This window comes from Sphingomonas sp. So64.6b (genome assembly GCF_014171475.1).
GTDB lineage: Bacteria > Pseudomonadota > Alphaproteobacteria > Sphingomonadales > Sphingomonadaceae > Sphingomonas > Sphingomonas alpina_A.
In genome coordinates, this window is record NZ_CP048817.1 from 3,990,572 (window position 1) to 4,016,700 (window position 26,129).

The 26,129-nt window shown below is 62.5% G+C and carries 32 protein-coding genes; 16 read left to right on the forward strand and 16 right to left on the reverse strand.

Annotation, left to right across the window (positions count from 1 at the left end; genetic code table 11):
* Positions 1–2: 2 nt before the first annotated feature.
* Positions 3–608, forward strand: a complete 606-nt coding sequence (locus G4G27_RS19040) for an ankyrin repeat domain-containing protein (protein WP_183110087.1) — start codon at positions 3–5, stop codon at positions 606–608.
* Here G4G27_RS19040 and G4G27_RS19045 read toward each other — a convergent pair.
* Both G4G27_RS19045 and G4G27_RS19050 read right to left on the reverse strand, forming a co-directional pair.
* The gene (locus G4G27_RS19045; RefSeq protein ID WP_244624416.1) at positions 605–1,291 is read right to left on the reverse strand and encodes a UTRA domain-containing protein; all 687 of its coding nucleotides are present in this window, start codon (positions 1,289–1,291) and stop codon (positions 605–607) included. The two genes, G4G27_RS19040 and G4G27_RS19045, sit on opposite strands and share 4 nt — an antisense overlap.
* Entirely contained in the window at positions 1,288–2,637 is a 1,350-nt protein-coding gene (locus G4G27_RS19050; RefSeq protein ID WP_183110089.1) for a formimidoylglutamate deiminase, read from the reverse strand. The genes G4G27_RS19045 and G4G27_RS19050 overlap by 4 nt, the downstream gene beginning before the upstream one ends.
* Positions 2,638–2,696: 59 nt before the next feature.
* Here G4G27_RS19050 and hutI point away from each other — a divergent pair, with 59 nt between their 5' ends.
* The 4 genes from hutI to hutU are packed head-to-tail and all read left to right on the forward strand — an operon-like array spanning position 2,697 to position 7,853.
* The gene (hutI, locus tag G4G27_RS19055; RefSeq protein WP_183110090.1) at positions 2,697–3,887 is read left to right on the forward strand and encodes an imidazolonepropionase; all 1,191 of its coding nucleotides are present in this window, start codon (positions 2,697–2,699) and stop codon (positions 3,885–3,887) included.
* On the forward strand, positions 3,878–5,410 hold the full coding sequence (gene hutH, locus G4G27_RS19060) for a histidine ammonia-lyase (protein WP_183110091.1): 1,533 nt from the start codon (positions 3,878–3,880) through the stop codon (positions 5,408–5,410). Before hutI ends, hutH begins: the two co-directional genes overlap by 10 nt.
* Entirely contained in the window at positions 5,407–6,204 is a 798-nt protein-coding gene (gene hutG, locus G4G27_RS19065; RefSeq protein WP_183110092.1) for an N-formylglutamate deformylase, read from the forward strand. Before hutH ends, hutG begins: the two co-directional genes overlap by 4 nt.
* Positions 6,201–7,853 carry a urocanate hydratase gene (hutU, locus tag G4G27_RS19070; protein WP_183110093.1) on the forward strand — a complete coding sequence of 551 codons (1,653 nt, stop codon included), beginning with the start codon at positions 6,201–6,203 and terminating at the stop codon, positions 7,851–7,853. The genes hutG and hutU overlap by 4 nt, the downstream gene beginning before the upstream one ends.
* A gap of 31 nt (positions 7,854–7,884) precedes the next feature.
* Here the strand turns inward: hutU and G4G27_RS19075 are convergent, their stop codons facing one another.
* The 11 genes from G4G27_RS19075 to G4G27_RS19125 form a co-directional block, all read right to left on the reverse strand.
* Positions 7,885–8,331, reverse strand: coding sequence for an MmcB family DNA repair protein (locus G4G27_RS19075; protein WP_244624733.1), 447 nt, complete (start codon positions 8,329–8,331; stop codon positions 7,885–7,887).
* Between the two features lie 124 nt (positions 8,332–8,455).
* The gene (locus G4G27_RS19080) at positions 8,456–9,112 is read right to left on the reverse strand and encodes a cell wall hydrolase (RefSeq protein ID WP_183110095.1); all 657 of its coding nucleotides are present in this window, start codon (positions 9,110–9,112) and stop codon (positions 8,456–8,458) included.
* A gap of 157 nt (positions 9,113–9,269) precedes the next feature.
* Positions 9,270–9,611, reverse strand: a complete 342-nt coding sequence (locus G4G27_RS19085) for a DUF1491 family protein (RefSeq protein WP_183110096.1) — start codon at positions 9,609–9,611, stop codon at positions 9,270–9,272.
* Entirely contained in the window at positions 9,608–10,072 is a 465-nt protein-coding gene (locus G4G27_RS19090; RefSeq protein ID WP_183110097.1) for a PaaI family thioesterase, read from the reverse strand. The genes G4G27_RS19085 and G4G27_RS19090 overlap by 4 nt, the downstream gene beginning before the upstream one ends.
* The gene (locus G4G27_RS19095) at positions 10,062–10,529 is read right to left on the reverse strand and encodes a PTS sugar transporter subunit IIA (protein WP_183110098.1); all 468 of its coding nucleotides are present in this window, start codon (positions 10,527–10,529) and stop codon (positions 10,062–10,064) included. Before G4G27_RS19095 ends, G4G27_RS19090 begins: the two co-directional genes overlap by 11 nt.
* A gap of 77 nt (positions 10,530–10,606) precedes the next feature.
* Positions 10,607–11,194, reverse strand: coding sequence for a ribosome-associated translation inhibitor RaiA (raiA, locus tag G4G27_RS19100; protein WP_183110099.1), 588 nt, complete (start codon positions 11,192–11,194; stop codon positions 10,607–10,609).
* Positions 11,195–11,245: 51 nt separating this feature from the next.
* On the reverse strand, positions 11,246–11,938 hold the full coding sequence (gene dnaQ / locus G4G27_RS19105) for a DNA polymerase III subunit epsilon (protein ID WP_183110100.1): 693 nt from the start codon (positions 11,936–11,938) through the stop codon (positions 11,246–11,248).
* 8 nt (positions 11,939–11,946) lie between these two features.
* Positions 11,947–12,540 (reverse strand): dephospho-CoA kinase, encoded by a 594-nt coding sequence (coaE, locus tag G4G27_RS19110; RefSeq protein ID WP_183110101.1) that lies wholly within the window; start codon positions 12,538–12,540, stop codon positions 11,947–11,949.
* On the reverse strand, positions 12,537–13,349 hold the full coding sequence (locus tag G4G27_RS19115; RefSeq protein ID WP_183110102.1) for a shikimate dehydrogenase: 813 nt from the start codon (positions 13,347–13,349) through the stop codon (positions 12,537–12,539). The genes coaE and G4G27_RS19115 overlap by 4 nt, the downstream gene beginning before the upstream one ends.
* Positions 13,346–13,942, reverse strand: a complete 597-nt coding sequence (locus G4G27_RS19120; protein ID WP_183110103.1) for a nucleoside triphosphate pyrophosphatase — start codon at positions 13,940–13,942, stop codon at positions 13,346–13,348. The genes G4G27_RS19115 and G4G27_RS19120 overlap by 4 nt, the downstream gene beginning before the upstream one ends.
* Before the next feature lie 38 nt (positions 13,943–13,980).
* Positions 13,981–14,793, reverse strand: coding sequence for a pyruvate, water dikinase regulatory protein (locus tag G4G27_RS19125; protein WP_183110104.1), 813 nt, complete (start codon positions 14,791–14,793; stop codon positions 13,981–13,983).
* A 302-nt stretch (positions 14,794–15,095) separates the two neighbouring features.
* Between G4G27_RS19125 and hemE the strand changes: the two genes are divergently transcribed.
* The 5 genes from hemE (at position 15,096) to G4G27_RS19150 (ending at position 19,055) form a co-directional block, all read left to right on the forward strand.
* The gene (gene hemE / locus G4G27_RS19130; RefSeq protein ID WP_267134675.1) at positions 15,096–16,148 is read left to right on the forward strand and encodes a uroporphyrinogen decarboxylase; all 1,053 of its coding nucleotides are present in this window, start codon (positions 15,096–15,098) and stop codon (positions 16,146–16,148) included.
* Positions 16,145–16,600: a CopD family protein gene (locus G4G27_RS19135; protein WP_183110105.1), complete on the forward strand. Its 456-nt coding sequence runs from the start codon at positions 16,145–16,147 to the stop codon at positions 16,598–16,600. Before hemE ends, G4G27_RS19135 begins: the two co-directional genes overlap by 4 nt.
* 142 nt (positions 16,601–16,742) lie before the next feature.
* Positions 16,743–17,999, forward strand: coding sequence for a transcription termination factor Rho (gene rho, locus G4G27_RS19140; RefSeq protein ID WP_183110106.1), 1,257 nt, complete (start codon positions 16,743–16,745; stop codon positions 17,997–17,999).
* 1 nt (position 18,000) lies between these two features.
* Positions 18,001–18,324: an antibiotic biosynthesis monooxygenase gene (locus tag G4G27_RS19145; RefSeq protein WP_183110107.1), complete on the forward strand. Its 324-nt coding sequence runs from the start codon at positions 18,001–18,003 to the stop codon at positions 18,322–18,324.
* 44 nt (positions 18,325–18,368) lie between these two features.
* Complete coding sequence (locus tag G4G27_RS19150) at positions 18,369–19,055, forward strand: YjbE family putative metal transport protein (RefSeq protein ID WP_244624417.1); 687 nt, start codon at positions 18,369–18,371, stop codon at positions 19,053–19,055.
* A gap of 45 nt (positions 19,056–19,100) precedes the next feature.
* Here the strand turns inward: G4G27_RS19150 and G4G27_RS19155 are convergent, their stop codons facing one another.
* The 3 genes from G4G27_RS19155 to G4G27_RS19165 are packed head-to-tail and all read right to left on the reverse strand — an operon-like array spanning position 19,101 to position 20,267.
* Entirely contained in the window at positions 19,101–19,799 is a 699-nt protein-coding gene (locus G4G27_RS19155) for a dienelactone hydrolase family protein (protein ID WP_183110109.1), read from the reverse strand.
* A complete protein-coding gene (locus tag G4G27_RS19160; RefSeq protein WP_244624418.1) occupies positions 19,796–20,026 on the reverse strand; it encodes a methylated-DNA--[protein]-cysteine S-methyltransferase in 231 nt (76 codons plus the stop codon). The genes G4G27_RS19155 and G4G27_RS19160 overlap by 4 nt, the downstream gene beginning before the upstream one ends.
* Complete coding sequence (locus G4G27_RS19165; RefSeq protein ID WP_244624419.1) at positions 20,019–20,267, reverse strand: hypothetical protein; 249 nt, start codon at positions 20,265–20,267, stop codon at positions 20,019–20,021. Before G4G27_RS19165 ends, G4G27_RS19160 begins: the two co-directional genes overlap by 8 nt.
* A gap of 41 nt (positions 20,268–20,308) precedes the next feature.
* On the opposite strand from G4G27_RS19165, the gene G4G27_RS19170 reads away from it, so the two are divergent.
* Genes G4G27_RS19170 through G4G27_RS19195 form a run of 6 tightly spaced genes read left to right on the forward strand, consistent with a single transcriptional unit; the run spans position 20,309 to position 26,046 of the window.
* Positions 20,309–20,542: a DUF6489 family protein gene (locus G4G27_RS19170; RefSeq protein ID WP_183110112.1), complete on the forward strand. Its 234-nt coding sequence runs from the start codon at positions 20,309–20,311 to the stop codon at positions 20,540–20,542.
* A 10-nt stretch (positions 20,543–20,552) separates the two neighbouring features.
* Positions 20,553–21,839 (forward strand): tRNA uridine-5-carboxymethylaminomethyl(34) synthesis GTPase MnmE, encoded by a 1,287-nt coding sequence (mnmE, locus tag G4G27_RS19175; protein ID WP_183110113.1) that lies wholly within the window; start codon positions 20,553–20,555, stop codon positions 21,837–21,839.
* Between the two features lie 55 nt (positions 21,840–21,894).
* The gene (gene mnmG, locus G4G27_RS19180; protein ID WP_183110114.1) at positions 21,895–23,736 is read left to right on the forward strand and encodes a tRNA uridine-5-carboxymethylaminomethyl(34) synthesis enzyme MnmG; all 1,842 of its coding nucleotides are present in this window, start codon (positions 21,895–21,897) and stop codon (positions 23,734–23,736) included.
* On the forward strand, positions 23,733–24,347 hold the full coding sequence (gene rsmG / locus G4G27_RS19185) for a 16S rRNA (guanine(527)-N(7))-methyltransferase RsmG (protein ID WP_183110115.1): 615 nt from the start codon (positions 23,733–23,735) through the stop codon (positions 24,345–24,347). The genes mnmG and rsmG overlap by 4 nt, the downstream gene beginning before the upstream one ends.
* Entirely contained in the window at positions 24,344–25,144 is an 801-nt protein-coding gene (locus G4G27_RS19190) for a ParA family protein (RefSeq protein ID WP_183110116.1), read from the forward strand. Before rsmG ends, G4G27_RS19190 begins: the two co-directional genes overlap by 4 nt.
* On the forward strand, positions 25,141–26,046 hold the full coding sequence (locus G4G27_RS19195; protein ID WP_183110117.1) for a ParB/RepB/Spo0J family partition protein: 906 nt from the start codon (positions 25,141–25,143) through the stop codon (positions 26,044–26,046). The genes G4G27_RS19190 and G4G27_RS19195 overlap by 4 nt, the downstream gene beginning before the upstream one ends.
* Positions 26,047–26,129: the final 83 nt, after the last annotated feature.

The window sequence follows — 26,129 nt, forward strand, 5'->3', positions numbered from 1 at the left end:
CAATGACCGTTCGTTTGAAGCAGATCGCGCTGGCCACTGCCGCGCTCCTCGTGACCACCGGAATCGCACAGGCGCAGCAGCAATCGGAGAGCTACAAGTTCCTCGAGGCGGTGCGTGGCGGCAAGGGCACCGAGGTGCTCGACATGCTCAACAAACCGGGCAGCCGGATAATCAACACGCGCGATATCGGTACCAGGGAAGGCGCCTTGCACATTGTCGTCAAGCGTGGCGATTCGGTCTATTTGCGCTTCCTGCTGCAACAGAATGCCGACCCCAATTTGCGCGACGGCGAGGGGAATACAGCGATGCTGCTCGCGGTGAATGGTGGCCAATCTGGATTGGTCGATATCCTGATCGAAGCCAAGGCGGATGTGAATCTGGGCAATTCGCGTGGCGAAACGCCATTGATTCGCGCCGTCCAGCGTCGCGACCTCGGCCTTGCCCGCACATTGCTCACCGCGGGTGCCGACCCCGATCAGCCCGACCTGCTCGCCGGCATGTCGGCGCGCGATTACGCGCATGACGACAAACGCTCGACAGTGATGGCCAAGCTGATCGATGAAACCCCGAAAAAAGCGCGCAGAGCCGTTTCGGGTCCCAAGCTCTAACCGTCGCCGGGCCGGAACTCGGCGACCAGGTCGAAACGATCGCCGCGAAACAGCTGGCGCACATGCGTGACCGGTTCGCCGGTTCGCCAGGTCATCCGTTCGAGCTCGAGACAGGCCGCGCGCGGCCGCAACGCCAGCGCACGCGCCTCTGCCGGTATCGCCTCCACCGCCCGGATACGATGGCGCGCGGATGTCCAGGGGATATGCGCGAGCAGCCAAGCGCCGGGTGCCTCATCGACAAAGTCCTGAGTGGCCGCTTTGGGTATAGTGCCGAGCGCGATCAGCCGGCGTTCGAGCGCGAACGGTTCGCCACCGCTGAAATGGACACCCTCGACCAGCATCGCAGGCAGTGGAATATCACCGCCCTCACCGTGGTTTACGTTGCGATACAGAGTGCGCTGCCAGCGATACTCCTCGCCACGCGCAGCGATGATCTGCGCCAGATCGGGGACCGCCAGGACCGCCGAATGAACCTGTGGATGCGCAACGAAAGATCCAGCCTTGCGTCGCCGCTCGATCAGACCGGTCCGGGCGAGCGCGCCAAGTGCCTTGCCGACCGTCGCACGCGAGCAGCCATAGGTCACGACAAGTTCGTGTTCGAAGGGAATCCGATCACCCGGACGCCACGCGCCCGAGTGAATCCGCGCCTCGATATCAGTGCGTATCCGCTCGGCGACCGTCACGCCAAAAGACCTGCCACGGTTTGGCGGTAGCGCGCGGCCACCGCGTCGGCAGCAATATGCCGGCCCGCCTCGACGCATTTCCGTCCGCCACGCCACACCGACTCGATCGCGCCGTGCCGCGCGGCGAAGATCCAATGATCGAGCAGGGTCTCGATCGTGGCGCCGTACAGGGCAGGATGGTTCATATCGAATGACACGATATCGGCCGAACCGCCGACGCGCAGCCCCGAAGCGATCCCCAGCGCCTGTGCGCCACCCGATTGGGCCGCCTCGAACAGGCGTCGCCCGACTGACGGCCGGGTATCGTCGGCGAGCAACGCCCGACGGCGATGTGACAGGCGCTGCGAATATTCGACCGCGCGCAGTTCGCTCGCGGCATCAACAAGAATGTTCGAATCGGTGCCCACGCCGAGCCGTCCGCCAGCGGCGAGATAACGCAGCGCCGGGAATATGCCGTCGCCAAGATTGGCTTCGGTCACGGGACACAGGCCGGCAACGGCGCCGCTGGCGGCGAGCCGGTCGCATTCGGTATCGGTCAGATGAGTCGCGTGGATCAGGCACCAGCGCCGGTCGACCGGCTGGTTGTCGAGCAGCCATTCGACTGGCCGCGCTCCGCTCCACGCCAGACAGGCTTCGACCTCGCGCAGCTGTTCCGCCGCATGAATATGGATTGGCCCGTGGCCGGCTAGCGCAACGAGCGCGTCCATCTCCTCAGGCGTGACGGCGCGCAACGAATGCGGCGCGATGCCCAGGATCATGTCGCCCGACAGCTTCGCCCGGCTTTGTTCGATCAGCTGCGCGAAACCATCGATATCGGACAGGAAACGACGCTGTCCAGGTGCCGGTTTGGCGCCGCCGAAATCGCCATGCGCGTAGAACACCGGCAACAAGGTCAGCCCGATCCCGCTGATGTCGGTCGCCGCGATGATCGCGCCGGCGGTTTCGGCCGGATCGGCATAGCGGCCACCATCGACGTCATTGTGCAAATAATGGAATTCGCCGACCCGAGTGAAACCCGATTCGAGCATCTCGACATAGGCCTGAGCGGTAATCGCCGCGATATCATCAGGGCCGAGCCGGTCGAGGAAGCGATACATCACCTCGCGCCAGCTCCAGAAATCGTCATCAGGCCGGCCGCGCCGCTCCGACAGGCCGGCCATGCCACGCTGGAAGCCATGGCTGTGCACATTGCACAGGCCGGGCACGCCGGTGCCGTGGCGGTCGTCCTTTGCCAACGCGTCGATGCCGGTCTCGATCGAGGCGATACGCCCATCGACGACGCCGATGCGGACCCGATCGGCCCAGCCCTGCGGCAGCAATATATGCTCGAACCAAAGATGCTGCATCGGGGCCTCCTGATTATTATGTCTAGACATAATAAATGTGGCGGGCAAGTATAGAGGTCATGGAGCGACTCTGGATCAATGCCCGATTGGCCACGATGACCGGCGATGGCCTTGGCGTGGTCGAGGACGGCATGGTCGCGTGCGAGCAGGGCCGGATTGTCTATGCCGGGCCAGGTGGAGGCGGGCCACGGGAAGCGGCTGAAGTGATCGACTGCGCCGGGCGCTGGATCACCCCCGGGCTGATCGATTGCCACACGCATCTCATCCATGCCGGTGACCGTGCCGGCGAATGGGCAATGCGGCTGGAAGGCGCGTCCTATGAGGAAATCGCGCGTGCGGGCGGCGGCATCCTGTCGACAATGCGCGCGACTCGCGCGGCGAGCGAAGCCGAGTTGGTCGAGATCGCCTTGCCCCGGCTTGATGCGTTGCTCGCCGAAGGTGTCACCACGATCGAGGTCAAATCGGGTTATGGCCTGACCCTCAACGATGAACTGAAGATGCTGCGCGCCGCGCGCGCTCTGGGCGACGAGCGCGCGATCAGGGTGTCACCGACTTTGCTCGGGGCGCATGCGTTGCCGCCGGAATATGCCGGGCGGGCGGACGATTATATCAACTTGGTGTGCGGCGCGATGATTCCGGCCTCGGTTGGCCTGGCCGATGCCGTCGATGCCTTTTGCGAAGGCATCGGCTTCTCGATCGAACAATCCGGCCGTGTCCTCACCGCGGCTAAAGCCGCTGGGTTGCCGGTCAAGCTCCATGCCGAGCAATTGTCCGCGCTGCACGGCGCCAGCCTCGCCGCCAGCCATGGCGCGCTGTCCGCCGACCATCTCGAATATGCCGAGGACAGCGATGTCCGTGCAATGGCGGCGGCGGGGACGGTCGCGGTGCTGTTGCCCGGCGCCTTTTACTTCATGCGCGAGGCCAAGCTACCGCCGATCGACCTGTTCCGTGCGCACCATGTCCCGATCGCGATTGCCACCGACTGCAACCCGGGCACTTCACCGACCACCTCATTGCTGCTCATGCTCAATATGGCATCGACATTGTTCCGCTTGACCGTGACCGAGGCGCTGCGCGGCGTCACTATCAACGCCGCCGGAGCGATCGGGCTGTCCGCACAGATCGGCACGCTTGAAGCGGGCAAAACCTGCGACCTGGCGGTGTGGGACATCTCCAATCCGGCCGAGCTGGTTTACCGGATCGGCTTCAATCCCTTGTTCATGCGCGTGAAGGACGGCCAATGCTGCTGATTCCGGGTGTCGTACCCTATGCCGACTGGCGCGCGCTTTATCTCGGCGCGAGACCAAGCCTCGACTCCGCCAGTCGCGCCGGGATTGCCGACAGCGCCGCGGCGGTCGAACGCATCCTAGCGCGGGGCGAACCGGTTTACGGGATCAACACCGGCTTTGGAAAACTTGCCAGCGTACGTATCGAGGCGGCGGACCTCGCTACCCTGCAACGCAATATCGTATTAAGCCATGCCGCCGGCGTCGGTGCGCCGATGCCGGTGGCCATCGCCCGGCTGATGATGGCACTGAAGCTCGCCAGCCTCGCGCGCGGCGCGTCGGGTGTGGCGCCGGCGACGGTCGAACTGCTCGAAGCGATGCTGACCTATGACCTGGTCCCGGTAATCCCTGCCCAGGGATCGGTCGGCGCCTCGGGCGACCTCGCCCCACTCGCGCATATGGCCGCGGCGATGATCGGGGTCGGTGAGATGTTCGTTGGTGAGAAGCGCATGCCCGCCGCCGAAGCGCTTGCCGCTGCCGGCCTTGCGCCGCTCGCACTGGGGCCGAAGGAGGGGCTCGCGCTGCTCAACGGCACGCAGTTCTCGACCGCCTATGCGCTCGCCGGTGTGTTCGAGGCGGAGCGTCTCTATCGCACCGCGCTGGTCACCGGCGTGCTCTCGACCGAGGCCGCAAAGGGTTCGGATACGCCGTTCGATCATCGCATCCACACGCTGCGCGGCCATGCTGGCCAGATCGAGACGGCCGATGCGTTGCGTGACCTGATGGCTGGATCGGCGATCCGCGCATCTCACCGCGAAGACGATCTGCGCGTACAGGATCCTTATTGCCTACGCTGCCAGCCACAGGTGATGGGCGCGATCCTGACCCTGTTGCGCCAGGCGGCCAACACGCTGATCGTCGAGGCGAATGGCGTGTCGGACAATCCGCTGATCTTCGTTGGAACTGACGGAGCCCCCGACGAAGCTTTATCGGGTGGCAATTTCCACGCCGAACCTGTCGCCTTCGCCGCCGATATGATCGCGCTGGCCTTGTGCGAGATCGGCAGTCTGGCCGAGCGGCGCATCGCCATGCTGGTCGACCCGGCCTTGTCGGGCCTGCCTGCCTTCCTGACGCCGCACCCCGGCCTCAACTCCGGTTTCATGATCCCGCAGGTGACCGCGGCGGCTCTGGTCTCGGAGAACAAACAGCGCGCTTATCCGGCGAGCGTCGATTCGATCCCGACCTCGGCAAATCAGGAGGATCATGTGTCGATGGCGGCGCACGGCGCAAGGCGGTTGTGCGAGATGGCGGCCAATGTCGATATGGTGCTGGCGATCGAGCTGCTTGCCGGCGCGCAGGGTTGCGATTTCCACGCGCCGCTGGTGTCGAGCCCGCCGATCGAGGCGGTGCGCGGCCTGCTTCGCGCGCAAGTCCCGACGCTGGAAGAGGATCGCCACATGGCGCCCGATATCGAGGCTGCCGCTGCGCTGCTCCGCTCGCCGGCCTTGCTCGATGCGGTTGCGGCCTTGCCGGGCCTCGCGCCGTGAACTGGCTCCATGTCGAGCGGCGCGATGCGCCGCTGATCCTGGCCTTTCCCCATGGCGGCAGTTTGATCCCAGACGATCTGATCGGACAGTTTCGGTCGCCCTGGTGGGCGATCCGCGATGCGGACTGGCATATCGCGGCGCTTTATGACGGGCTCGCCGAAGCGACGACGATCCGCACCGATATCTCGCGCAGCGTGATCGACTGCAACCGTCCGCCATCGGGTGTGTCACTTTATCCCGGTCAGGCGACCACCGGCCTTTGTCCGATCGACACGTTCGATGGTGAAGCGCTTTATCGCGACGGCGAGATGCCCGACATCGACGCACGCCGCGTGGCGTATTTCACCCCCTATCATGACGCGATCGAGGCGGAGATCGCGCGGCTGCGCGCGCTGCATCCTTGGGTCGTGGTCTATGATTGCCATTCGATCCGCAGCGTCATCCCGCGCTTGTTCGACGGCGAGCTGCCCGAATTGAATATCGGCACCGATAATGGCGTGACCTGCGATTCCACACTGAGCGATGCGGTGGTCGCGGCCTGTGGCGAGCGGTCGCATGTACTCAATGGGCGTTTCCGCGGCGGCTGGACCACGCGTCACTATGGTCGTCCGGCCAACGGCGTGCACGCGATCCAGATGGAAATCGCGATGCGCGCCTATCTCGATGAGCCCAAGGGCGAGCCCGACGAGTCCAACTGGCCACCGACCTGGACTCCCGATCGCGCCGCTCCCTTGCGCGCCGACTTGGCCAATATCCTCACCGCCGCCCTGACTTTTGCGAAAGGCCCCGCATGACCCGCCTCGACAATCAGCGTCATATCGTCGCTCCGACCGGCCCCGAGCTCAGCGCGAAAAGCTGGCTGACCGAGGCGCCGCTGCGCATGCTGATGAATAATCTTGATCCACGGGTGGCGGAGAACCCGCAGGAACTGGTTGTTTATGGCGGCATCGGTCGTGCCGCGCGCGACTGGGAGAGTTTCGACCGGATCGTCGAGGCGTTACGCCGACTGGGCGATGAAGAGACTTTGCTCGTCCAGTCGGGCAAACCGGTCGGTGTGTTCCGCACCCACCGCGACGCGCCGCGTGTGCTGATCGCCAATTCGAACCTGGTACCGAAATGGGCGACCTGGGAGCATTTCCACGAACTCGATCGCGCCGGACTGATGATGTACGGCCAGATGACTGCCGGCAGCTGGATCTATATCGGCAGCCAGGGGATCGTGCAGGGAACCTACGAGACATTCGTCGAGGCGGGCCGCCAGCATTATGGGGGCGACCTGTCGGGTCGCTGGATACTGACTGCCGGGCTTGGCGGCATGGGCGGTGCACAAACGCTCGCCGCGACCATGGCGGGCGCGTCGTGCCTCGCGGTCGAATGCCAGCCGAGCCGGATCGAGATGCGGTTGCAGACGGGCTATCTCGATTGCATGACCGAAAGCCTGGATGAGGCGCTGGAGATCGTCACCACCGCAAAATCGCCAATCTCGGTCGGGCTGCTCAGCAATGCGGCGGATATCTATCCCGAACTCGCGCGGCGTGGCGTTCGCCCCGATCTCGTCACCGACCAGACTTCGGCGCATGATCCGATCAACGGTTATTTGCCGCAGGGCTGGACGCTGGAACGCTGGATGGCCGAGCGCCAGAACGATCCGGCCGCGGTGGCGCGTGCCGCCAAGGCATCGATGGCGATCCATGTCCGCGCCATGCTCGATTTCTGGAAAGCCGGCGTGCCGGTGGTCGATTATGGCAACAATATCCGCCAGGTCGCGCTCGATGAGGGCGTGACCGACGCCTTCGCCTTTCCCGGCTTCGTCCCGGCCTATATCCGTCCGCTTTTCTGCCGGGGTGTCGGACCATTCCGCTGGGTCGCGCTGTCCGGCGACCCCGAGGATATCTACAAGACCGACGCCAAGGTGAAGGAGCTGTTGCCCGACAACACGCATCTGCATCGCTGGCTCGACATGGCGCGCGAGCGGATTCACTTCCAGGGCCTGCCGGCGCGGATCTGCTGGGTCGGGTTGGGCGATCGCCACCGGCTCGGCCTCGCCTTCAATGAAATGGTCGCATCGGGCGAGTTGAAGGCGCCGGTCGTGATCGGCCGCGATCATCTTGATTCAGGTTCGGTCGCCAGCCCCAACCGCGAAACCGAAGCGATGCGCGACGGGTCCGACGCGGTGTCGGACTGGCCCTTGCTCAATGCGCTGCTCAACACCGCTAGTGGTGCGACCTGGGTGTCGCTGCATCATGGCGGCGGGGTCGGCATGGGATATTCGCAACATGCCGGCATGGTCATCGTCGCCGACGGCACGCCCGAAGCAGCGGCACGGTTGGGACGCGTATTGTGGAACGACCCGGCGACCGGCGTGATGCGCCATGCCGATGCCGGGTATGACGATGCGATCGATTGCGCGCGAACGATGGGCCTGGATTTGCCGGGGCTTTGAGGCGGAAGAGGGTTCGCGCCGAAACGCGAGATCAGAGCATCGCCCCTGCTTCGGGATCGATCATGCCGATCAGGCGCCGACCCGCGCGCCGTGCGAATGCCAGGGTGCAGCGCTTGCGTGTGGCGGCGGGCAGGGGATCGGTATGCGCCTCGCGCACGATCTCCGCATCGTAGCGATCGGCGATGATGATTCCCGTACGCGCGGGCAGAAACGCTTCGCCATCAAGCGGCGTGGCATCGAATCCTGCGGGAATCGCCCAGTAGAAACGGTCGCAACAGCCGAGATAGTCGGTCCATTTGCCGTCGCCGAGCAAATCGGCGCGCGACACCTTGACCTCGACGATGAGGATTTGCCCACGCGAATCGATCGCCATCAGGTCGGCGCGTCGGCCACCGTCGAGCGGTACTTCCGCCATCGCGACCAGATCATGCCGCAATAGCATCCGCACCGTCCCGCGACACACATCGGCGGCGCACATCGGCGATCCGGGCGTATCGACACAGGGATCGGGCAAAACAGACTGGGGAGGGCGCTGCAGCATCCTCCCGATCTAGAACAATAGGCGAACGGAATAAAGCCCCAAGGGCTTCAGGCGTTACGACTTAGCGATAGAAGACGTGATTGCCGATCGACGCGACCTTGCTCATCCGCCAGCCCGGCGAGACGCGACGAGCGTGGAAATACAGCGCATTGGCCGCGGGGCTGTCCCAATGATCGGCCATGGCGACCTGCGCCACGGCGACTGCGGTGCGGAATTGCTTGTTGTTGGCAATCGTCGGAATGTGACCGCCGCGCACGAACGAGAATTGTCCGCGCTGGGTCACGACCGAGCACACCGATTTCGGAAAACGGCCCGACTTGGTGCGATTGAGGATAACTTCGGCGACCGCGAGCTGCCCGGTAAGCGATTCGCTCTTGGCCTCGAAATAGATCGCGCTGGCCATGCAATTCAGATCGCCCTGGATTGTCTCGGGCGCATCCTGGTCGGCAACGGCTGCGGCGAGGCTGGGATATTCGACGTCGTCGGTCGTAGCGACAGGCACTTCAGGATCGGAAGCAGGCGTAGATTTGGTCGCGGGCAGCGGCTCGATAGCCGGAATCAGCGCCGAATTTTCGGCAGCAGGTGGAACGGATACGAGCGACGGTGCGTTTACCGTGCGATCCAGTTCAAAGGCGAAGCCCGGTGTGCTGACGCCGATAAGTGCGGCGATTCCGAGCGACATCGCCGCAAGTGCTGCGGCGCGTTGAAAAAACGACATTCAATCTTCGAACTATGCGGTTGGTGCGTGGCACGACAAGCTCGATCTTCAAGCTGTCGCCCAGGCTGCCCCCCGACTGCGTAATCGAACGGATCGCACCCGCTTCGACACAACGCATTTGACAGAGATGGCGCTATCTTTGTGCAGCGCAACAATGTCAATCGTCGAGGATCGTTTCAGCGGCGAACCGTTCGGCAAACGGGATGTCCAGTTCGATCACCCACAGATCCGGATCGCGCGATCGCCTGCGTTGCCAATATTGCTCGATGCCGCCCGGCTTATCGGCCTCCTCACGCGCGGATTCGATCAACTCGATCGACCCCTCCGGCCCGATTCCTCGTTCCAGCGCGCGAGGATTTCGGCCATTTTCCAGTGCGATAATCAGAATCGCGCCGGCTTGGTCATCACCCCGCGCGAGCAACATGCCCATCCCGCCAGCGTCGTTGACCCGACGCAGCAGCGCGCTGACCAGGATCCCGCTGGGCAGCCGCCCGCTCATGGGGCGGGACGATATCCGGGCAAGCTGGCAAGCGCGACACGCGAGCGCATGAAGGTACCGGTGCCGCGCGCCGCCTCCTCGCCATCGGCATCGATCAACCGCGCCTCGGCGACGAAGACACGGCGCTGACCGCTGACCCAGCGCCCTTCCGCAGTCACCGGCCCCGCCTTGAGCGGACGCGTGAACAACAGATTGAACGCCGTGGTGAGCAGGAAGCGATCAGTAACCATGCTGTTTGCGGCATAAAAGGCCGCGTCGTCGAGCATCTTGAAATAGCTCGTGCCATGCGCCGCACCCGCAGCATGATAATAACGCTCGTCGATCAGGAAATGGATTCTTGCCACGCCGCTTGCAGGAATTTCCAAGGTCGATTCGAACAGCTGGTTGATCGGTGCTGCGGCATAAAGCGCCTCAAGCGCTTGGAAATGCGCCTCCGCCCCGCTCACTGCTTCAGGCAGCATCGCGCTCTTCGTCTTGCGTGAACAGGGCATAAAGCGCGTCGGTCGATGCCGCGCCACGCAATTTGGCGACGAAACCCCGGTCGCGCAGCCGCCGGGATACGCGCGCCAATGCCTTCAGGTGCGTCGCCCCCGCATCGGGTGGCGAGAGCAGGACGAACACCAGGTCGATCGGCAAATCATCGATCGCCTGAAACTCGACCGGCTGCGTCAGGCGCACGAACAGGCCGACAACATGTGACAATCCGGCAAGCTTGCCGTGCGGGATGGCGACGCCGCCACCGAAACCGGTCGAGCCCAGTTTCTCGCGCGCCGACAGCGCATCGGCGATCGCCTTCGCATCAAGCCCATGATTTTCGGCAAGAATCGCCGCCGCCTGTTGCAGCAACGATTTCTTGGTTGCCGCCACCATTCCCTGGACCACGTCCTCGGGCAGCAGCAAATCGCTGAAATCGTTCATCATTGTCCCTGAATCGCCTTAGCGTCACGCCCCCGCGTTCGGCGCGCAATAGCGCCGAACGCGGGCCGTTGAAAGCCTCAGGCCGAGCGGTGCGGTTCGACCCAGCCGATGGTGCCGTCGCCACGGCGATAAACCATATTGTACGCACCTGATCCGCTGTTCTTGAACAGCAAGGCGGTGGTGTTGCGCAGGTCAAGCATCATCACTGCGTCGGATACGCTGGCGTCGGGCACATCGACCCGCGTTTCGGCAACGATCAGCGGGAAATCCGCCGCCTCGACCTCATCTTCGGACTCGCGGAACACCGTATAGCCAGCATTGTCATAGGCGCCATTCTCGGCTGCGCCATTCGCCGCCCCGGCCGAATGGCGGTCCTTCAACCGGCGCATATAACGACGCAGCTGCTTTTCGATCTTGTCGGCCGCGCCGTCAAACGCGACATGCGCGTCCTTGCCATTGTTCGTGCCCTTAAGCACCAGGCCGTGCATCACGTGCGCGACGATATCGCAGGTGAAGCCGTTATCATGCGGACCCTTGCCAAAGGTGACATGCGCCGAAATCGCGCGCGAAAAATATTTGGTGGCAATGCCCTGGAGCCGATCATCGACATGGCTTTTCAGCGCCTTGCCGGTGTCGACCTGGTGGCCCGATACCCGGATTTCCATGAGCATTCTCCTTATTGGGGCCATCCAATCTGGGTGGATCCCGCTACCGCGTCAACCTGACGCCTCAAGCCGCCAAAGAGGATTGGCGATCTTTTCAATAAACGCCGCATGACGCGCAAGTTCCGCATCGCTCGCTTCGAATAGCCGCGGTGGACGTATGATCGCGGGTGCCGCCGCCGGCACGAAGCTGATCTGCTCCTCGATCGTCTCGCTGACCAGGGTCAGTCCGATCTGACGGCCGCCGGTCAATTCGACATAAACCTGCGACAGCAATTGCGCATCGAGCAGCGCGCCGTGCAGCACGCGATGGCTGCGGTCGATGCCATAACGACTGCACAGCGCATCGAGGCTGTGCTTGGCGCCCGGATGCCGCGTGCGCGCCATCGCAACGGTATCGACCATTCGATTCATATCGATCGGCGCCCGCCCGCATTTCAGCAGCTCGCCATTGAGAAACCCGAAATCGAAACCGGCGTTGTGCGCGATCAACGGGCAATCACCGATGAACTCGATCAGCGCTTCGGCCTGGTGTGAAAAAAGCGGTTTGTCGGCGAGAAAGGCGTCGCCCAGTCCGTGAATCCGTTGCGCCTCGGACGGCATCGGCCGCTCCGGATTGAAATAGGCGTGGAAGGTGCGCCCGGTCTCAACCCGATTGACGATCTCGACACAACCGATCTCGACCATGCGGTCGCCATTGTCGAAGCTGAAGCCTGTGGTTTCGGTGTCGAAGACGATCTCGCGCATGCGGCTGATTATCGACCTTCGGGACCGATCAAGCAAGCGATCACCGCATCGACCGCAGCGCGCGTCTCAGCGAGCGAACCGCCCGTCGGAATGACATAGTCGGCGCGCGCGCGCTTCTCCGCATCGGGCGTTTGACGCGCGAGAATCGCATCGAGCCGGTCGGCATGCATGCCCGGCCGAGCGAGTACACGGTGGCGCTGGATATCTGTCGGCGCGCTGACCACGACCACCTTGTCGACGCGCGATTCGCCACCGGTTTCGAACAACAAAGGAATGTCGAACACGACAAGCGGCGCAGCGGAATTTTCGGCGAGGAATGCGGCACGCTCCTCGGCCACGGCGGGATGGACTAGTGCCTCGAGTCGCTTGAGCGCTGCCGGATGGCCGAGTACCGCCTCGCCCAATCGGGTCCGGTCGACGCCCTCGGGGCCGGTCGTATCGGGAAACATCGCCTCGATCGCTGCGACCAGCCGGCCAGCCTTGCCCTGCAGCCGGTGCACTGCCGCGTCGGCATCGAACACCGGTATGCCGCGATCGGCAAACATTGCCGCGACGGTTGATTTGCCCATACCAATCGATCCGGTCAGCCCGATCGTGATCATGACATCAGCAGGTCGCGTAATTCGTCATCGCGATCACGCGGCGATTCCGCCCCAAACAACAGTTCAAAGGCGAGCGCCGCCTGACCGATCAACATGTCGAGGCCATCGACCGTATCGAGATCGCGATCACGCGCTGCCGCGAGCAGCGGCGTTTCGAGCGGCGCATAGACGATATCGTAGACCACTGCATCATCGGGCAGCGGTGCCAGGTCGATCTCGAGTGGCGGCTGACCGACCATGCCGAGCGCGCTGGTGTTGACCAGCAAGGCGGCGGACGGGATCGCGTTGCCGAGCGGCAACGCGTTGCCCTTCAGCCCGAATGACGACAGCAAGGCGGCCGCCTTCAGCACATTGCGATTAATGATCGTCACCGGTCCGACCCCAAGTCGCGACAGCGCGAACAGCACCGCACGGGCAGCCCCGCCTGCGCCGATAACCACCACCGGCTTGCCGGCCAGATCGAGTCCGGAGATTGGCGCATAGAATCCGCCAGCATCCGTGTTGGTGCCGATCACTGCGCCATCCTCGACGCGCAGCGCAAGATTGATCGCGCCGATCGTACCGCGCACGCCACCGCGGTCCTCGATCAACTCCAGCGCCGCCTGTTTATGCGGCAAGGTGATATTGCACCCTTGCCAGAGCGGATCGTCGCGCCGCGCGGCGAAATAGGCCGGCAGGCCCTCGGCCGTGACGAGATGCGCACGGTATTCGGCATCGATGCCGAGCGCTTCGATCCAGAACCCATGGATCAGCGGCGATTTGGACTGCGCGATCGGATCGCCGATCACCTCCGCATAACGCCTGTTCATGCCGGCAGCACTCCCCGCACTCTGAGATAATCGAGCACCGGTAGCAGCGGCATACCGAGCACGGTGAACTGGCTACCCTCGATCCGTGAGAAGAGCTGAGCGCCCGGACCTTCGATGCGGTAGCAGCCGACACACCCAGAAATGGCCGGCCATTCGGCATCGAGATAGGTTTCGATGAAGCTCGCGGACAACGGCCGCACATGCATTTTGGCGCGATCGACGATGCGCCAGACCGCACGGCCCTGTTCGGCCATCACCGCGGCACTGACCAGCTCGTGCCTTTTGCCTGAAAGGCGGCGGAGATGGTCGGCCGCCTGGGCACGATCGACCGGCTTGTCGAGCATCGTGCCGTCCTCGAGCGCAACGATCGAATCGCTGCCCAGCACCAGGGACTCGCCGTCGCGCTGCGATACTTTCAGCGCCTTCAGCTCGGCCAGCGCGTCGGCCATATCGCGCGCGGCCAGACCTTCGCCGGCGAGCGCTGCCTTGGCGCTCTCCTCATCGACTCCTGCCGCGACCGCCTCAAACGGCACACCCGCCGCGGTGAGCATCGCACGACGCGAAGCACTTTTCGAGGCCAAGACCAGTTTCATGCAATCCCCTTCACGCCGCATCGTTCACGCTGCCCCATTCACGGAGCACCGTCGCGCTCGCCGACCAATGCGATGATCGCCGCCGCCGTTTCCTCGATCGAGCGCCGCGTCACGTCGATCACCGGCCAGCCATTATCCGCGAACATGCGCCGGGCATAGGCGACCTCCCGGGTCACAGCTTCCTCATTCACATAGTCGGTCTCGGGCACTTGATTGAGCGACAACAGTCGATTGCGTCGCACCTGGATCAACCGGTCGGCGCTAGTCGTCAGGCCCACCACCAGCGGATGCTTGAGCGAATAAAGCATTGCCGGCGGCGGCGATTCCACCACGATCGGGATATTGGCGGTCTTGAAGCCACGATTGGCGAGATAGATCGAGGTCGGTGTCTTCGACGAGCGCGATACACCCGCCAGGACGATGTCCGCTTCCTCCCAATTCTCCCAGCCGATGCCGTCATCATGCGCCATGGTGAACTGGATCGCGTCGACCCGCGCGAAATAGGCAGCATCCAGCGCATGTTGCCGACCGGGCCGCGCCTTGGCCTGCTGGCCGAGCAAGCCGGACAACGCATCATTGACCGAATCGAGCGGCGCCACGGCCGGGAGGCCAAGCGCCCGGCATCGCGCCTCAAGCGTACGACGCGTCGTGCTGTTGACCAGAGTGAAAATCACCAGGCCGGGATTCTGTGCGATTTCCTGCAAGATCCGCTCGAGATGCGCTTCGGTGCGAACCATCGGCCAGAAATGACGGATCGTCTCGACATCGTCATATTGCGCCAGCGCCGCCTTGGCGATGTTCTCCAGCGTCTCCCCGGTGGAATCGGAGAGGAGATGGAGGTGCAATCTCATCGGTTGGACAAGCCTGTGGAAAACATCGTCCGAATCGGTAGCGGAACTCGGGGCTCGCGAAAAGCGGTGCGAGGCTGCGGATAAGTCGCGGCTTGTCCACAATACCATCGACAGGGCCCGATTCACCCCACAGCCTGTGGATAACGGGCATAATCTGTCCGACTCCGCGGCTTTGCACGGGACTCGCGTGGTCAAGCTGTTGGCATTATCGGGACGACGGCATAAGCCCCGACTTCCACCCGCCAATCACTTCAACAACCTCTTAGATTCTTAAATCTATATAGAAGAAGGACTGCTCGGCGTTGACCGATGCCCCGGATTTCAAACCCGCGATTGAGAAACCCCTGCTCGCCACGCTGAACGGCGCGAAATTCGCTATACCACCGGTATGGCTGATGCGTCAGGCTGGCCGGTATTTGCCGGAATATCGCGCGCTTCGGGCGGAAAAAGGCGGTTTTCTGGCGCTGGCGACAGATCCTGACACCGCCGCCGAAGTCACGCTGCAGCCAATCCACCGCTTCGGTTTCGACGGCGCCATCCTGTTCTCGGATATCCTGATAGTGCCTTGGGCGCTGGGTCAGGATCTAAGCTTCGGCGTGGGTGAAGGACCACGACTGGAACCTGCGCTGGTCGATCATGCGCTGGCGGGCCTGCAGGCGGCCCCTGAGCGTCTTGAACCGGTCTATGGCACCGTCGCGCGCGTTGCGGCAGCGCTGGCGCCTGAGACGACGTTTCTGGGCTTTGCGGGAAGTCCCTGGACCGTGGCCACCTATATGGTCGCGGGCCATGGCAGTCGCGACCAGGGCGAGACGCGCCGTTTTGCCTATGCCGATGAAGGGGCTTTCGGCACGATCATCGATGCGATCGCCGACATGACGATAGAGTATCTGTCGCGCCAAATCGCAGCTGGGGTCGATGTGGTGCAATTGTTCGATAGCTGGTCGGGCAGTCTGTCGCCGGCGCAATTCGAACGCTGGGTGATCGCCCCGACCGCGCGGATCGTCGCTGCGTTGCATGATCGTCATCCCGACACGCCGGTGATCGGTTTTCCCAAGGGGGCCGGTGGCAAGTTGCCAGCCTATGCCCGGGAAACCGGCGTCGATGCGCTCGGTCTCGACGAAACGGTCGATCCCCTATGGGCCGCCGCCTCGTTGCCCCGCGATCTACCGGTACAGGGCAATCTCGACCCGCTCGTGCTGATCGCCGGCGGCGAGGCGCAGGACGCCGCGGCGGCCCATATCCTTGAAGCGTTCGCTGATCGCCCGCATATCTTCAACCTTGGCCACGGCATCCTGCAGGACACGCCGATTGCTCATGTCGAGCGGCTGCTCGACTTCGTAAGGACGCCGCGATGATCGGAATGCTCGGCACCGCCTATCCGTGGGTCAAAGCGGCGCATATCATCTTCGTGATCTTCTGGATGGCCGGTATGTTCATGCTGCCGCGTTATCTGGTTTACCATCAGGAAGCGGCGCCTGGTTCGGCTGAGGCGCAAACATGGGTTGAGCGCGAGAACAAACTGCGCAAGATGATCCTGACTCCGTCGATGATCCTGGTCTGGATTCTGGGACTGCTGCTCGCCGCCAATCTCGGCCTGTTTTCCGGCACGCCGGGTCTCGGCTGGCTCCACACCAAGCTGCTTCTGGTCGTGGTGCTGAGCGGCTATCATGGCTGGGCGGTCGGTTATGCGAAGAAACTCGCCGCGGGAAAGCAGACGCTGACCGGCAAACAGCTGCGCATGCTCAACGAACTCCCGGCGATTCTCGTCACGCTGATCGTCGTTCTGGTAATTGTTCGCCCCTTCTGACAGCTTGACTTGAGCAGGAGGGACACCTAGGTCGCGGTCAGCCGACACGCGCTCCTGCCGTGCCGGTATCTTCTCCAGCATCGTCGCATATTCTTTGCAGACCGACGCTCCCCGACCAGCCCCGTGACGCCGGACGCCCCAAATGCATCTCAAAGACCTCAAGAACAAAAAACCCGCTGAACTGGTCGAAATGGCCGAGGGCCTTGGCATCGAGGGGGCATCGACGCTGCGTAAGCAGGATCTGATGTTCGCGATCCTCAAGGTCCAGGCCGAAAATGGCGAACAGATCATGGGGCTTGGCACGATCGAAGTGCTGCCTGACGGTTTCGGTTTTCTGCGCTCGCCGGAGGCGAATTACCTCGCTGGACCGGATGATATCTATATCTCGCCCAATCAGGTCCGTAAGTTCGGCCTGCGCACCGGCGATACGGTCGAAGGCGAAATCCGCGGGCCCAAGGACGGCGAACGCTATTTCGCGCTGGTCAAACTGACCGCGGTCAATTTCGACGATCCCGATGCGGTCCGTCACCGCGTCAATTTCGACAACCTCACTCCGCTTTATCCCGACGAGAAGCTGACGCTCGATCCGCAGGATCCGACGATCAAGGACAAGTCGGCGCGGGTCATCGATATCGTGTCGCCGCAGGGCAAGGGCCAGCGCGCGCTGATCGTTGCGCCGCCGCGCGTCGGCAAGACCGTGTTGTTGCAGAACATGGCCAAGGCGATCACCGACAATCACCCCGAGGTGTTCCTGATCGTCCTGCTGATAGACGAACGCCCCGAGGAAGTGACCGACATGCAGCGTTCGGTGAAGGGCGAGGTGATTTCCTCGACCTTCGACGAACCGGCGCAGCGCCACGTTCAAGTCGCTGAAATGGTTATTGAAAAGGCCAAGCGCTTGGTCGAGCACAAGAAGGATGTTGTCATCCTGCTCGATTCGATCACGCGTCTTGGCCGTGCTTACAACACTGTCGTGCCGTCATCGGGCAAGGTGTTGACCGGCGGTGTCGACGCGAACGCGCTGCAGCGCCCGAAGCGCTTTTTCGGTGCCGCGCGCAACATCGAGGAGGGTGGCTCGCTCTCGATCATCGCCACCGCGCTGATCGATACCGGCAGCCGCATGGACGAAGTGATCTTCGAGGAATTCAAGGGCACCGGTAACTCGGAAATCGTGCTCGATCGCAAGGTCGCCGACAAGCGTATCTTCCCGGCGCTCGATGTCGGCAAGTCCGGCACGCGTAAGGAAGAGCTGCTGGTCGATCAGGGCAAGCTGTCGAAGATGTGGGTATTGCGCCGCATCCTCATGCAGATGGGCACGATCGACGCGATGGAATTCCTGCTCGACAAGATGAAGAATTCGAAGACCAACGAAGATTTCTTCGATTCGATGAACCAGTAGCATGATCCTCGAACACGCGCTGCTGCAGGTCAGACCGGGGCAGGGCGCGGCGTTCGAGGAAGCGATCCTGGCGGCGCGACCGTTGATCGCGGCATCGCCGGGGTTCATCTCGATTGAGGTTCGCCCCGCGTCCGAACAGGCAGATCTATATCTGCTGGTTGTCGGCTGGACCGATATTGCCGCGCATCGTGATGGATTCCGCAGCTCGGATCGATATGCGCAGTGGCGCGCACTGCTGCATGGCTTCTATAAGCCGATGCCGACCATCACATATTTCGCCCAAGACCTGTTTGCCCAAGATCCATTTGCGGAGTCGATTCCTTGAGCGTCATCGCCCTATTGTCTGCCGCTGTCCCTATGGTTGAACCCATGTCGCTCAGCTGGTTGTGGGATCACATCGTTAGCGATTTCGCCAATATCGGTACCGCTTCCGCAATGACCGCGTTTGCGACTGTCGTTCTGCTCGATGTCGCCCTGGCCGGGGATAATGCGATCATCGTCGGCGCACTCGCTGCGGGATTGCCGGCGGATCAGCGCAAAAAGGTAATCGCGATCGGCATTCTCGCCGCATTGCTGCTGCGCATCGTGTTTGCGGTGGCCGTGCTCTACGGGCTGGAGAGCTTCAAACATTATGGTTTGGTGCTTGGCGGCGGCCTGTTGCTGCTCTGGGTCGCCTGGAAGATGTACCGCGAACTGCGCCCGCGCGGCGCCCCTGGCGGGTCTGCCGAGGTGGACGGCGACGAGCATAGCGGGATCAGGCCGGCCAAGAGCTTCATTTCGGCTGCCTGGGCGGTCGCGGTCGCCGATGTGTCGATGAGCCTCGACAATGTCCTCGCCGTGGCCGGCGCAGCGCGCGAGCATCCGGGTATCATGGTGATCGGGCTGATCCTGTCGGTTGCGCTGATGGGCATCGCCGCCAATGTGATCGCCAAATATATTGAGCGTTATCGCTGGATCGCCTGGGTCGGCCTGGTCATCATCCTGTATGTCGCGGGCAAGATGATCTTCGAAGGCTGGTACGATGTGCAGCCCTTCATCAACACCGTTGCCAGCTAAGATGATGACCAACCGCGATATTTTCGCGGTTGGTTAAAGTTGCATCTAGCCGAGATTTTCGGCAAAAAATGCCGCGCTACGGCTGTCCGCAAGATCGGCGGCGATGGCTGAGCGGCGTTCGCCAACTTCGGTCGCGAAGCCGTGATCCTCGCCGGGATAGTCGTACAGCGTGACCTTGGGATGATCGTCCAATCCCTCGTGCATGCGCGCCTGGGCCGCCTTGTCGACAAAATGGTCCTCCTGCGGAATGTGCAGCAGCACCGGACGGGCGATCGCGTGTTTCTCGCCGAGCAGGCCATCGATGCCGACGCCGTAATAACCGATGCTGGCGTCCACGTCGGTGCGCGTCGCGGTCATGAAGGCGAGGCGGCCGCCCAGGCAATAACCGACCGCACCGACCTTGCCGCCATCGACCAAAATGCGCGCCGCGCGGATCGCCGCTTCTATATCGGTGACGCCAAGTTGCTGGTCGAATTCACCGAACAGACCCAGGCCACGTTCGAATTCCGGCTTGGTGTCGGGATCCAGCTCAATACCCGGCGCGATCCGCCAGAACAGGTCGGGAGCGATGGCGAGATAACCGGCCTCGGCCAGTCGATCGCATTTGCGGCGGATGCCCGCGTTCACGCCGAAAATCTCCTGGATAACGACGATCGCGGCGCGAGGCTTGCCTGCAGGCTCAGCGACATAGGCGCTGAAGCTGCCCCCATGGTCGAGCGTTTCGATGCTGATCGTTGCGGTCATAACAGCGTCCTTTCAGAGTAGCGGCGTTCATGATCGAGCAGCCATTGTTTGGTCGCGGGCCCATCACCTGCCGAATAAGCACCGAGCGCTCCGTCGGCATTGAGGACACGGTGACAGGGCACCACGATTGGAAAGGGCTTGCGCGCACAGGCCGGGCCGATGGATCGCGACAGCATGCCATAGCTGGTCGTGCCACCGAACGGGATCGCGACCATTGCGTCACGCAATATCTTTCCTCGAGGCGTTCCCGCTGACGTAAACGGAAGGGAAAAATACATTTCTCTCGCCCACAAACCATTGTTCTAATTGGTTTATCGTGTTGATCACGGCGGCCGCTTTGCCCCTGATTGGCATAACGCCGGACTGCTCGATCAAGATCGCATCGATGCTTGCCTCGCCGCCGCAAACCCGCACCATGCCGATGGGCGTTGCGATCAGGGCAAAGTCTTGCGCATACATGAAGAACACTATGCCGAGCGCACGGTGCACGCTCAAGCGGAGAGACGCGGATGAAGATCAATGTCGAGGTGGACTGCACCCCTGAAGAGGCGCGCCGGGTCATGGGCTTGCCCGATTTCACGCCAGTTCATGAAAAATATATCGCGATGCTGACGGATTCGATGGACGGCGTGGTCGCGCCCGACATGCTGGAGAATGTGATGAAGAGTTGGGCGCCGATGGGTGACGCCGGCATGAATCTTTGGCGCAAGATGTTCGAATCATCGACCAAGTCCAGCGGTTGATTCCCCGCCATTGACCGATGATACGATCTTCGCGGTGTCGAGTGGGCCGCCGCCGGCTGCCATTGCGATATTGCGCATCAGCGGGCCGGCCGCTTTCGCCGCTGCAAAGGCTCTGGCGGGCGATTTGCCGCCCCCACGTTTGGCGACATTGCGCAGATTGCGCGCGGCAGACGGAGACCTGTTGGATCACGCCTTGCTTTTGACTTTTCCGGGCCCGACAAGCGCGACCGGTGAGGATATCGTCGAGTTGCATCTTCATGGCGGCCGCGCCGTGGTCGTCGCGGTTGAACGCGCGCTTGAAGCCTTGACCGATCTGAGGCGCGCTGAGCCAGGGGAGTTCACGCGCCGCGCGCTGATGGCGGGGCGGATTGACCTGACGGAAGCGGAGGGCCTGGGCGATCTTCTTTCCGCCGAAACCGAGACTCAGCGGCGCGCCGCGATCGCCGCTGCGGACGGCGGTGTACGCCGTCGCATTGAGCATTGGTCCAGGCAATTGCTTGCACTCGCCGCTCGCGTAGAAGCGCAGCTCGATTTCGCAGATGAGGATGATGTCGCGCCGGAGGGCGACGCTGCGATTAGGCAGACCGCACGGGCTATCGCAGATAATATCACAGCGATACTGGCAAACCCGCCGGTTGAGAGGCTGCGGGATGGCATTCGCGTCGTGCTGGCAGGGCCGCCCAATAGCGGCAAGTCAACGCTGATCAACGTGCTGGCGGATCGTGATGTGTCGATCGTATCGCCTATCGCCGGGACGACGCGTGACCGGATCGAGGTATCGGTTAGCCAGGGCGGCATCGCCTACCTATTGATCGATACGGCGGGTCTGGCTGGCGAAACACTGGATTCGATCGAAGCGATCGGGATGGAACGCGCCGAAGCGGCGATGCGGGCTGCCGACATCGTATTGTGGCTCGGTGATGATCCGCCGCCAATGGCGGGGTATCTCTGGATTCATGCGCGCGCCGATGTGGCCGGTCGAAGAGATTTACCGGAAGGGCCGTTGGTTGCCGTTGCTGCGGCGACCGGGGATGGCGTCGCTGATCTGTGGCGCCTGATCGGAGCGCGCGCTGCTGGCCTATTACCGCGTTTTGATGACGTGGTTCTTAATCGCCGCCAGCATGATCTGATCAGGCAATGCGCCGCATCGGTTGCTGAGGCGGCGCTAGCGTCCGACATGTTGATCACTGCCGAAAACCTCCGACTCGGTTTGGCAGCGCTTGATCGCGTTACCGGGCACAGCGATACCGAGGCAATGCTAGACACCTTGTTCAGCCAATTTTGCATCGGCAAATGACGTTCCACGTGGAACAGTTTTGACATGAGGGGCATCGCAACCTAGCGCACAGACCATGAGCGAGTTCGACGTTATCGTTATTGGCGGCGGCCATGCCGGCACTGAAGCGGCTGCGGCTGCGGCGCGCTGTGGCGCGCGCACCGCGCTGATCAGCTTCGATACCTCAAAAATTGGTGCCATGTCGTGCAATCCGGCGATTGGCGGGTTGGGCAAGGGGCATCTTGTTCGAGAAGTCGATGCGTTTGACGGGTTGATCGCGCGTGCCACCGACGCGGCGGGCATCCATTATCGTATGCTCAACCGCAGCAAAGGTAGTGCGGTGCAAGGGCCGCGAGTGCAAGCCGACCGGCGACTTTATGCGGCCGCGATTCAGCAGATGCTGCGCGACCAGGACAATCTAACAATCGTCGAGGGGGAAGCCGCGGCATTGTCCTTCGATGATGCGCGGGACGTAAACGGTCTTATCCTGGCAGACGGTCGGACCCTTGCAGCACGCTCGGTCATCCTGGCGACGGGCACGTTTCTTGGCGGGCGTATGTTCCGCGGCGAAGAACGGCTCACCGGCGGAAGAGTGGGCGAAGCGGCAGCGACGCGCCTCGCGGTTCAGCTCCGCGACGCCAAGCTTCCCATGGCGCGATTAAAGACGGGCACACCGCCCCGGCTCGACGGGCGTACGATCGACTGGTCTGCGCTTGTCGAACAGCCCAGCGACATAGAATTATGGACCATGTCGCCGCTGTCGCACGGGCGCCCCTTGCCGCAGCTGTTTTGCGCGATCACCCGCACAACCGCGCGCACCCATGGCATCATCCGCGCATCGCTCGATCGTTCGCCGCTCTTCGGCGGCGCGATTGCTGGCGCGGGGCCGCGCTATTGTCCGTCGATCGAAGACAAGATCCATCGTTTCGGCGACCGCGATGGGCATCAGATTTTTCTCGAACCCGAAGGGCTCGATGACTTCGCCATCTATCCCAATGGCATTTCGACTTCGCTGCCCACCGACGTCCAGGCCGCGATGATCGCATCGATTCCAGGGCTCGAGCAGACGAGCATCATGGTGCCGGGCTATGCGGTGGAATATGACCATATCGATCCCCGTGCACTCGCGCCGACTCTGGAAGTTCGAAATATGCCTGGCCTGTTTTGCGCCGGTCAGATCAATGGGACGACGGGATATGAGGAAGCCGCAGGGCAGGGGCTGGTTGCCGGCTTGAACGCTGCCGCGCGAGCGCTCGATATGAAACCAGTCGTCCTCGATCGGGCGAGCAGCTATCTCGGCGTCATGATTGACGACCTTGTCCTGCAGGGGATCACTGAGCCCTATCGCATGCTCACCGCACGTGCCGAGTATCGCCTGCGGCTACGCGCAGACAATGCCGAAACCCGATTGGGGGACATTGCAGAGAGCGCTGGTTGCCTCGGGAAAGTGCGACGGGGTCGGTTGGCAGCGCGACGCAAGGCGTTGACCAATATCGCCGAAGCACTGGAGCAGCGTGTTGCCTCTGTCGAAATTGTCGAACGTGGCGGTATTGGTGCTGAAGGACCTGCGCAGCGCGGCGCCGATTGGCTGCGCCTTGCGGGTGTGGATATCGCGCATGTCGCGCCGGATTTGACCCGGCAATACGATGCGACGCTGATCGCCGAAGCGGTGGAGGACGCGCGTTATGCGCCATATATAGCTCGCCAGGCCAATGACATTGCACGATTGCAGGGCAATGATGCGATCGCTCTTCCGGGCGATGTTGATTTTGCTTCGATCCCCGGCCTGTCCAATGAAATGGTCGAGAGGTTGGCGGCAGCGGCTCCTGCTACGCTGGGTGCGGCGGGACGGATCAGGGGAATCACTCCGGCGGCGCTCACGGCGATCCTGCTCTATGTGCGGCGGCGAGCGGCATGACCGAATACGAAGCTCAGCAATGGGTGATCGAGCACTTCGGTGTTGTGGCTCATGCACGGCTGGCACAGTTCGCCGATCTCGTACGGGCTGAATCGGTAAACCAGAATCTGATATCCGCATCGACGCTGGAAGGTATATGGGCGCGTCATATCGTTGATTCAGCGCAACTCATTAAACTCGCTGATGATGTTGAAGGAGATTGGCTTGATATCGGTACGGGCGCGGGGTTTCCGGGCCTTGTCGTAGCGATATTGCAAAACCGCCCCATGACGCTGGTTGAGCCGCGTCGACGCAGAGCTGATTTCCTTAAGGTATCAGCCGGGGCACTCGAAATCGCCAATCGGGTCACGGTCGTTGCTTCAAAGGTGGAGGCGGTCCGCAGTTCAGCTGCTGTCATTTCTGCCAGAGCAGTCGCGCCGGTGGGGGCTTTGCTGGCTTCGGCGTCTCATGCCGGCACGCAAAATACACGTTGGTTATTGCCAAAGGGCCTGCGCGCGCGCGAAGAGGTAGCGCAGGCCCGGCAGACATGGCATGGTATGTTTCACGTGGAACACAGCATTACCGATCCGAATTCGCTCATCGTAATCGCCAATAAGGTGTCTCGCCGATGAATGTCATTGCGGTCGCGAACCAGAAGGGCGGAGTCGGCAAGACGACGACCGCGATCAATCTCGGCACCGCCCTCGCGGCGACCGGAAAGCAGGTGCTGATCATTGATCTGGACCCGCAGGGCAATGCCTCGACCGGCCTCGGTATCAATCGAGCTGATCGCGACAAATCGACCTACGATATTCTGCTCGGAGAAATGCCGGTTGCCGAAGCGGCCATGCCCACATGCGTCCCCAAGCTCGACATCGTACCGGCTACCGCTGACCTCTCCGGTGCGGAGATTGAACTTGTCGAATATGAAGAGCGTACTCACCGCCTTAGTCGTGCACTGGGTCGATGTGACAGCCGCTGGGACGTTGTGCTGATCGATTGTCCGCCATCGCTGGGACTATTGACGCTAAACGCCATGGTCGCGGCCAATTCGCTACTCGTGCCGCTTCAATGTGAGTTTTTCGCACTTGAGGGGCTTAGCCAGCTACTTGGCACGGTCGAGCGGATCCGCGAGCGTTTTAACCCCGGCCTGTCGATTCTCGGCGTTGCGCTGACCATGTATGATCGTCGCAACCGGCTGACCGATCAGGTTTCGGCGGATGTTCGTGCCGTACTCGGCCGAGTCGTGTTCGAAACGGTCATCCCGCGCAACGTGCGCCTGTCCGAAGCACCGAGCCACGGCGTGCCGGCCCTGATTTACGATTATCGCTGCTCCGGGTCGGAGGCGTATATGGCGCTGGCCCGCGAGCTGATCGTCCGTCTTCCCAAAACCGCATCCGCCGTCCCCAACAGCGTTAAGGCCGCATGACCGATCAGGAACCGACCCCCGCAAATCGTATCAAACCCCGCGCTGGATTGGGGCGCGGCCTCAACGCTCTGCTCGGTGATGTCGCGCGCGAAGAACCAGTTGCCGAGGGCAGTTCCAGATCGCCCGGTATCCGCACCTTGCCGGTCGGATCGCTCAGCCCTCATCCAGGCCAGCCGCGGCGGCATTTCGACGAAGCCGCGCTTGAAGAGCTTGCCACATCGATCGCGATGCGCGGTTTAATCCAGCCAATCGTCGTTCGGCCCCACGGCAAGGGGTATCAGATTGTCGCCGGAGAGCGCCGGTGGCGCGCGGCACAGCGCGCGAGATTGCATGAAGTCCCTGTAATCGTTCGGGATTTTGACGATGCTGAAACTCTCGAAGTTGCGCTTGTCGAGAATATCCAGCGCCAGGATCTCAACGCGATCGAAGAAGCCGAGGCATATCACCGTTTGATCGACGATTTCGGCCACACCCAGGATGCGTTGGGCAAGCTGGTCCACAAATCGCGCAGTCACATCGCCAATTTGCTGCGGCTGCTCGATTTGCCTCAACCGGTGCAAGAACGCGTGGTCACGGGTGACCTGACCATGGGCCATGCCCGCGCGTTGATCGGTGCCGAGGATATCGAAAGCCTGGTCGATCAGGTGATCGCCGAGGGACTATCGGTACGCGAAACGGAGCGCCTAGTGCGCGCGGCTAAGCCCGAAACACAACGCGCGCGTCGTGGCGGGGATGGGGGACGCGATGCCGATCTGGCGGCGCTTGAACATCAACTGGGAGATTTGCTCGGCCTGTCGGTGCGCATTGCGCATAGCCCCAAGGGTGGCACGCTGACGCTGAGCTATTCGACGCTCGACCAGCTCGACATGGTCTGTCAGCGGCTCAGCGGCGAGCGCATCTAGAAATCGAGCGTAAAATCCGATCCGTTCCTGCCTGAGTGGAAATCGCTTGGAGGAATCCATATCGAGAGGATGGCGCGGAGGGG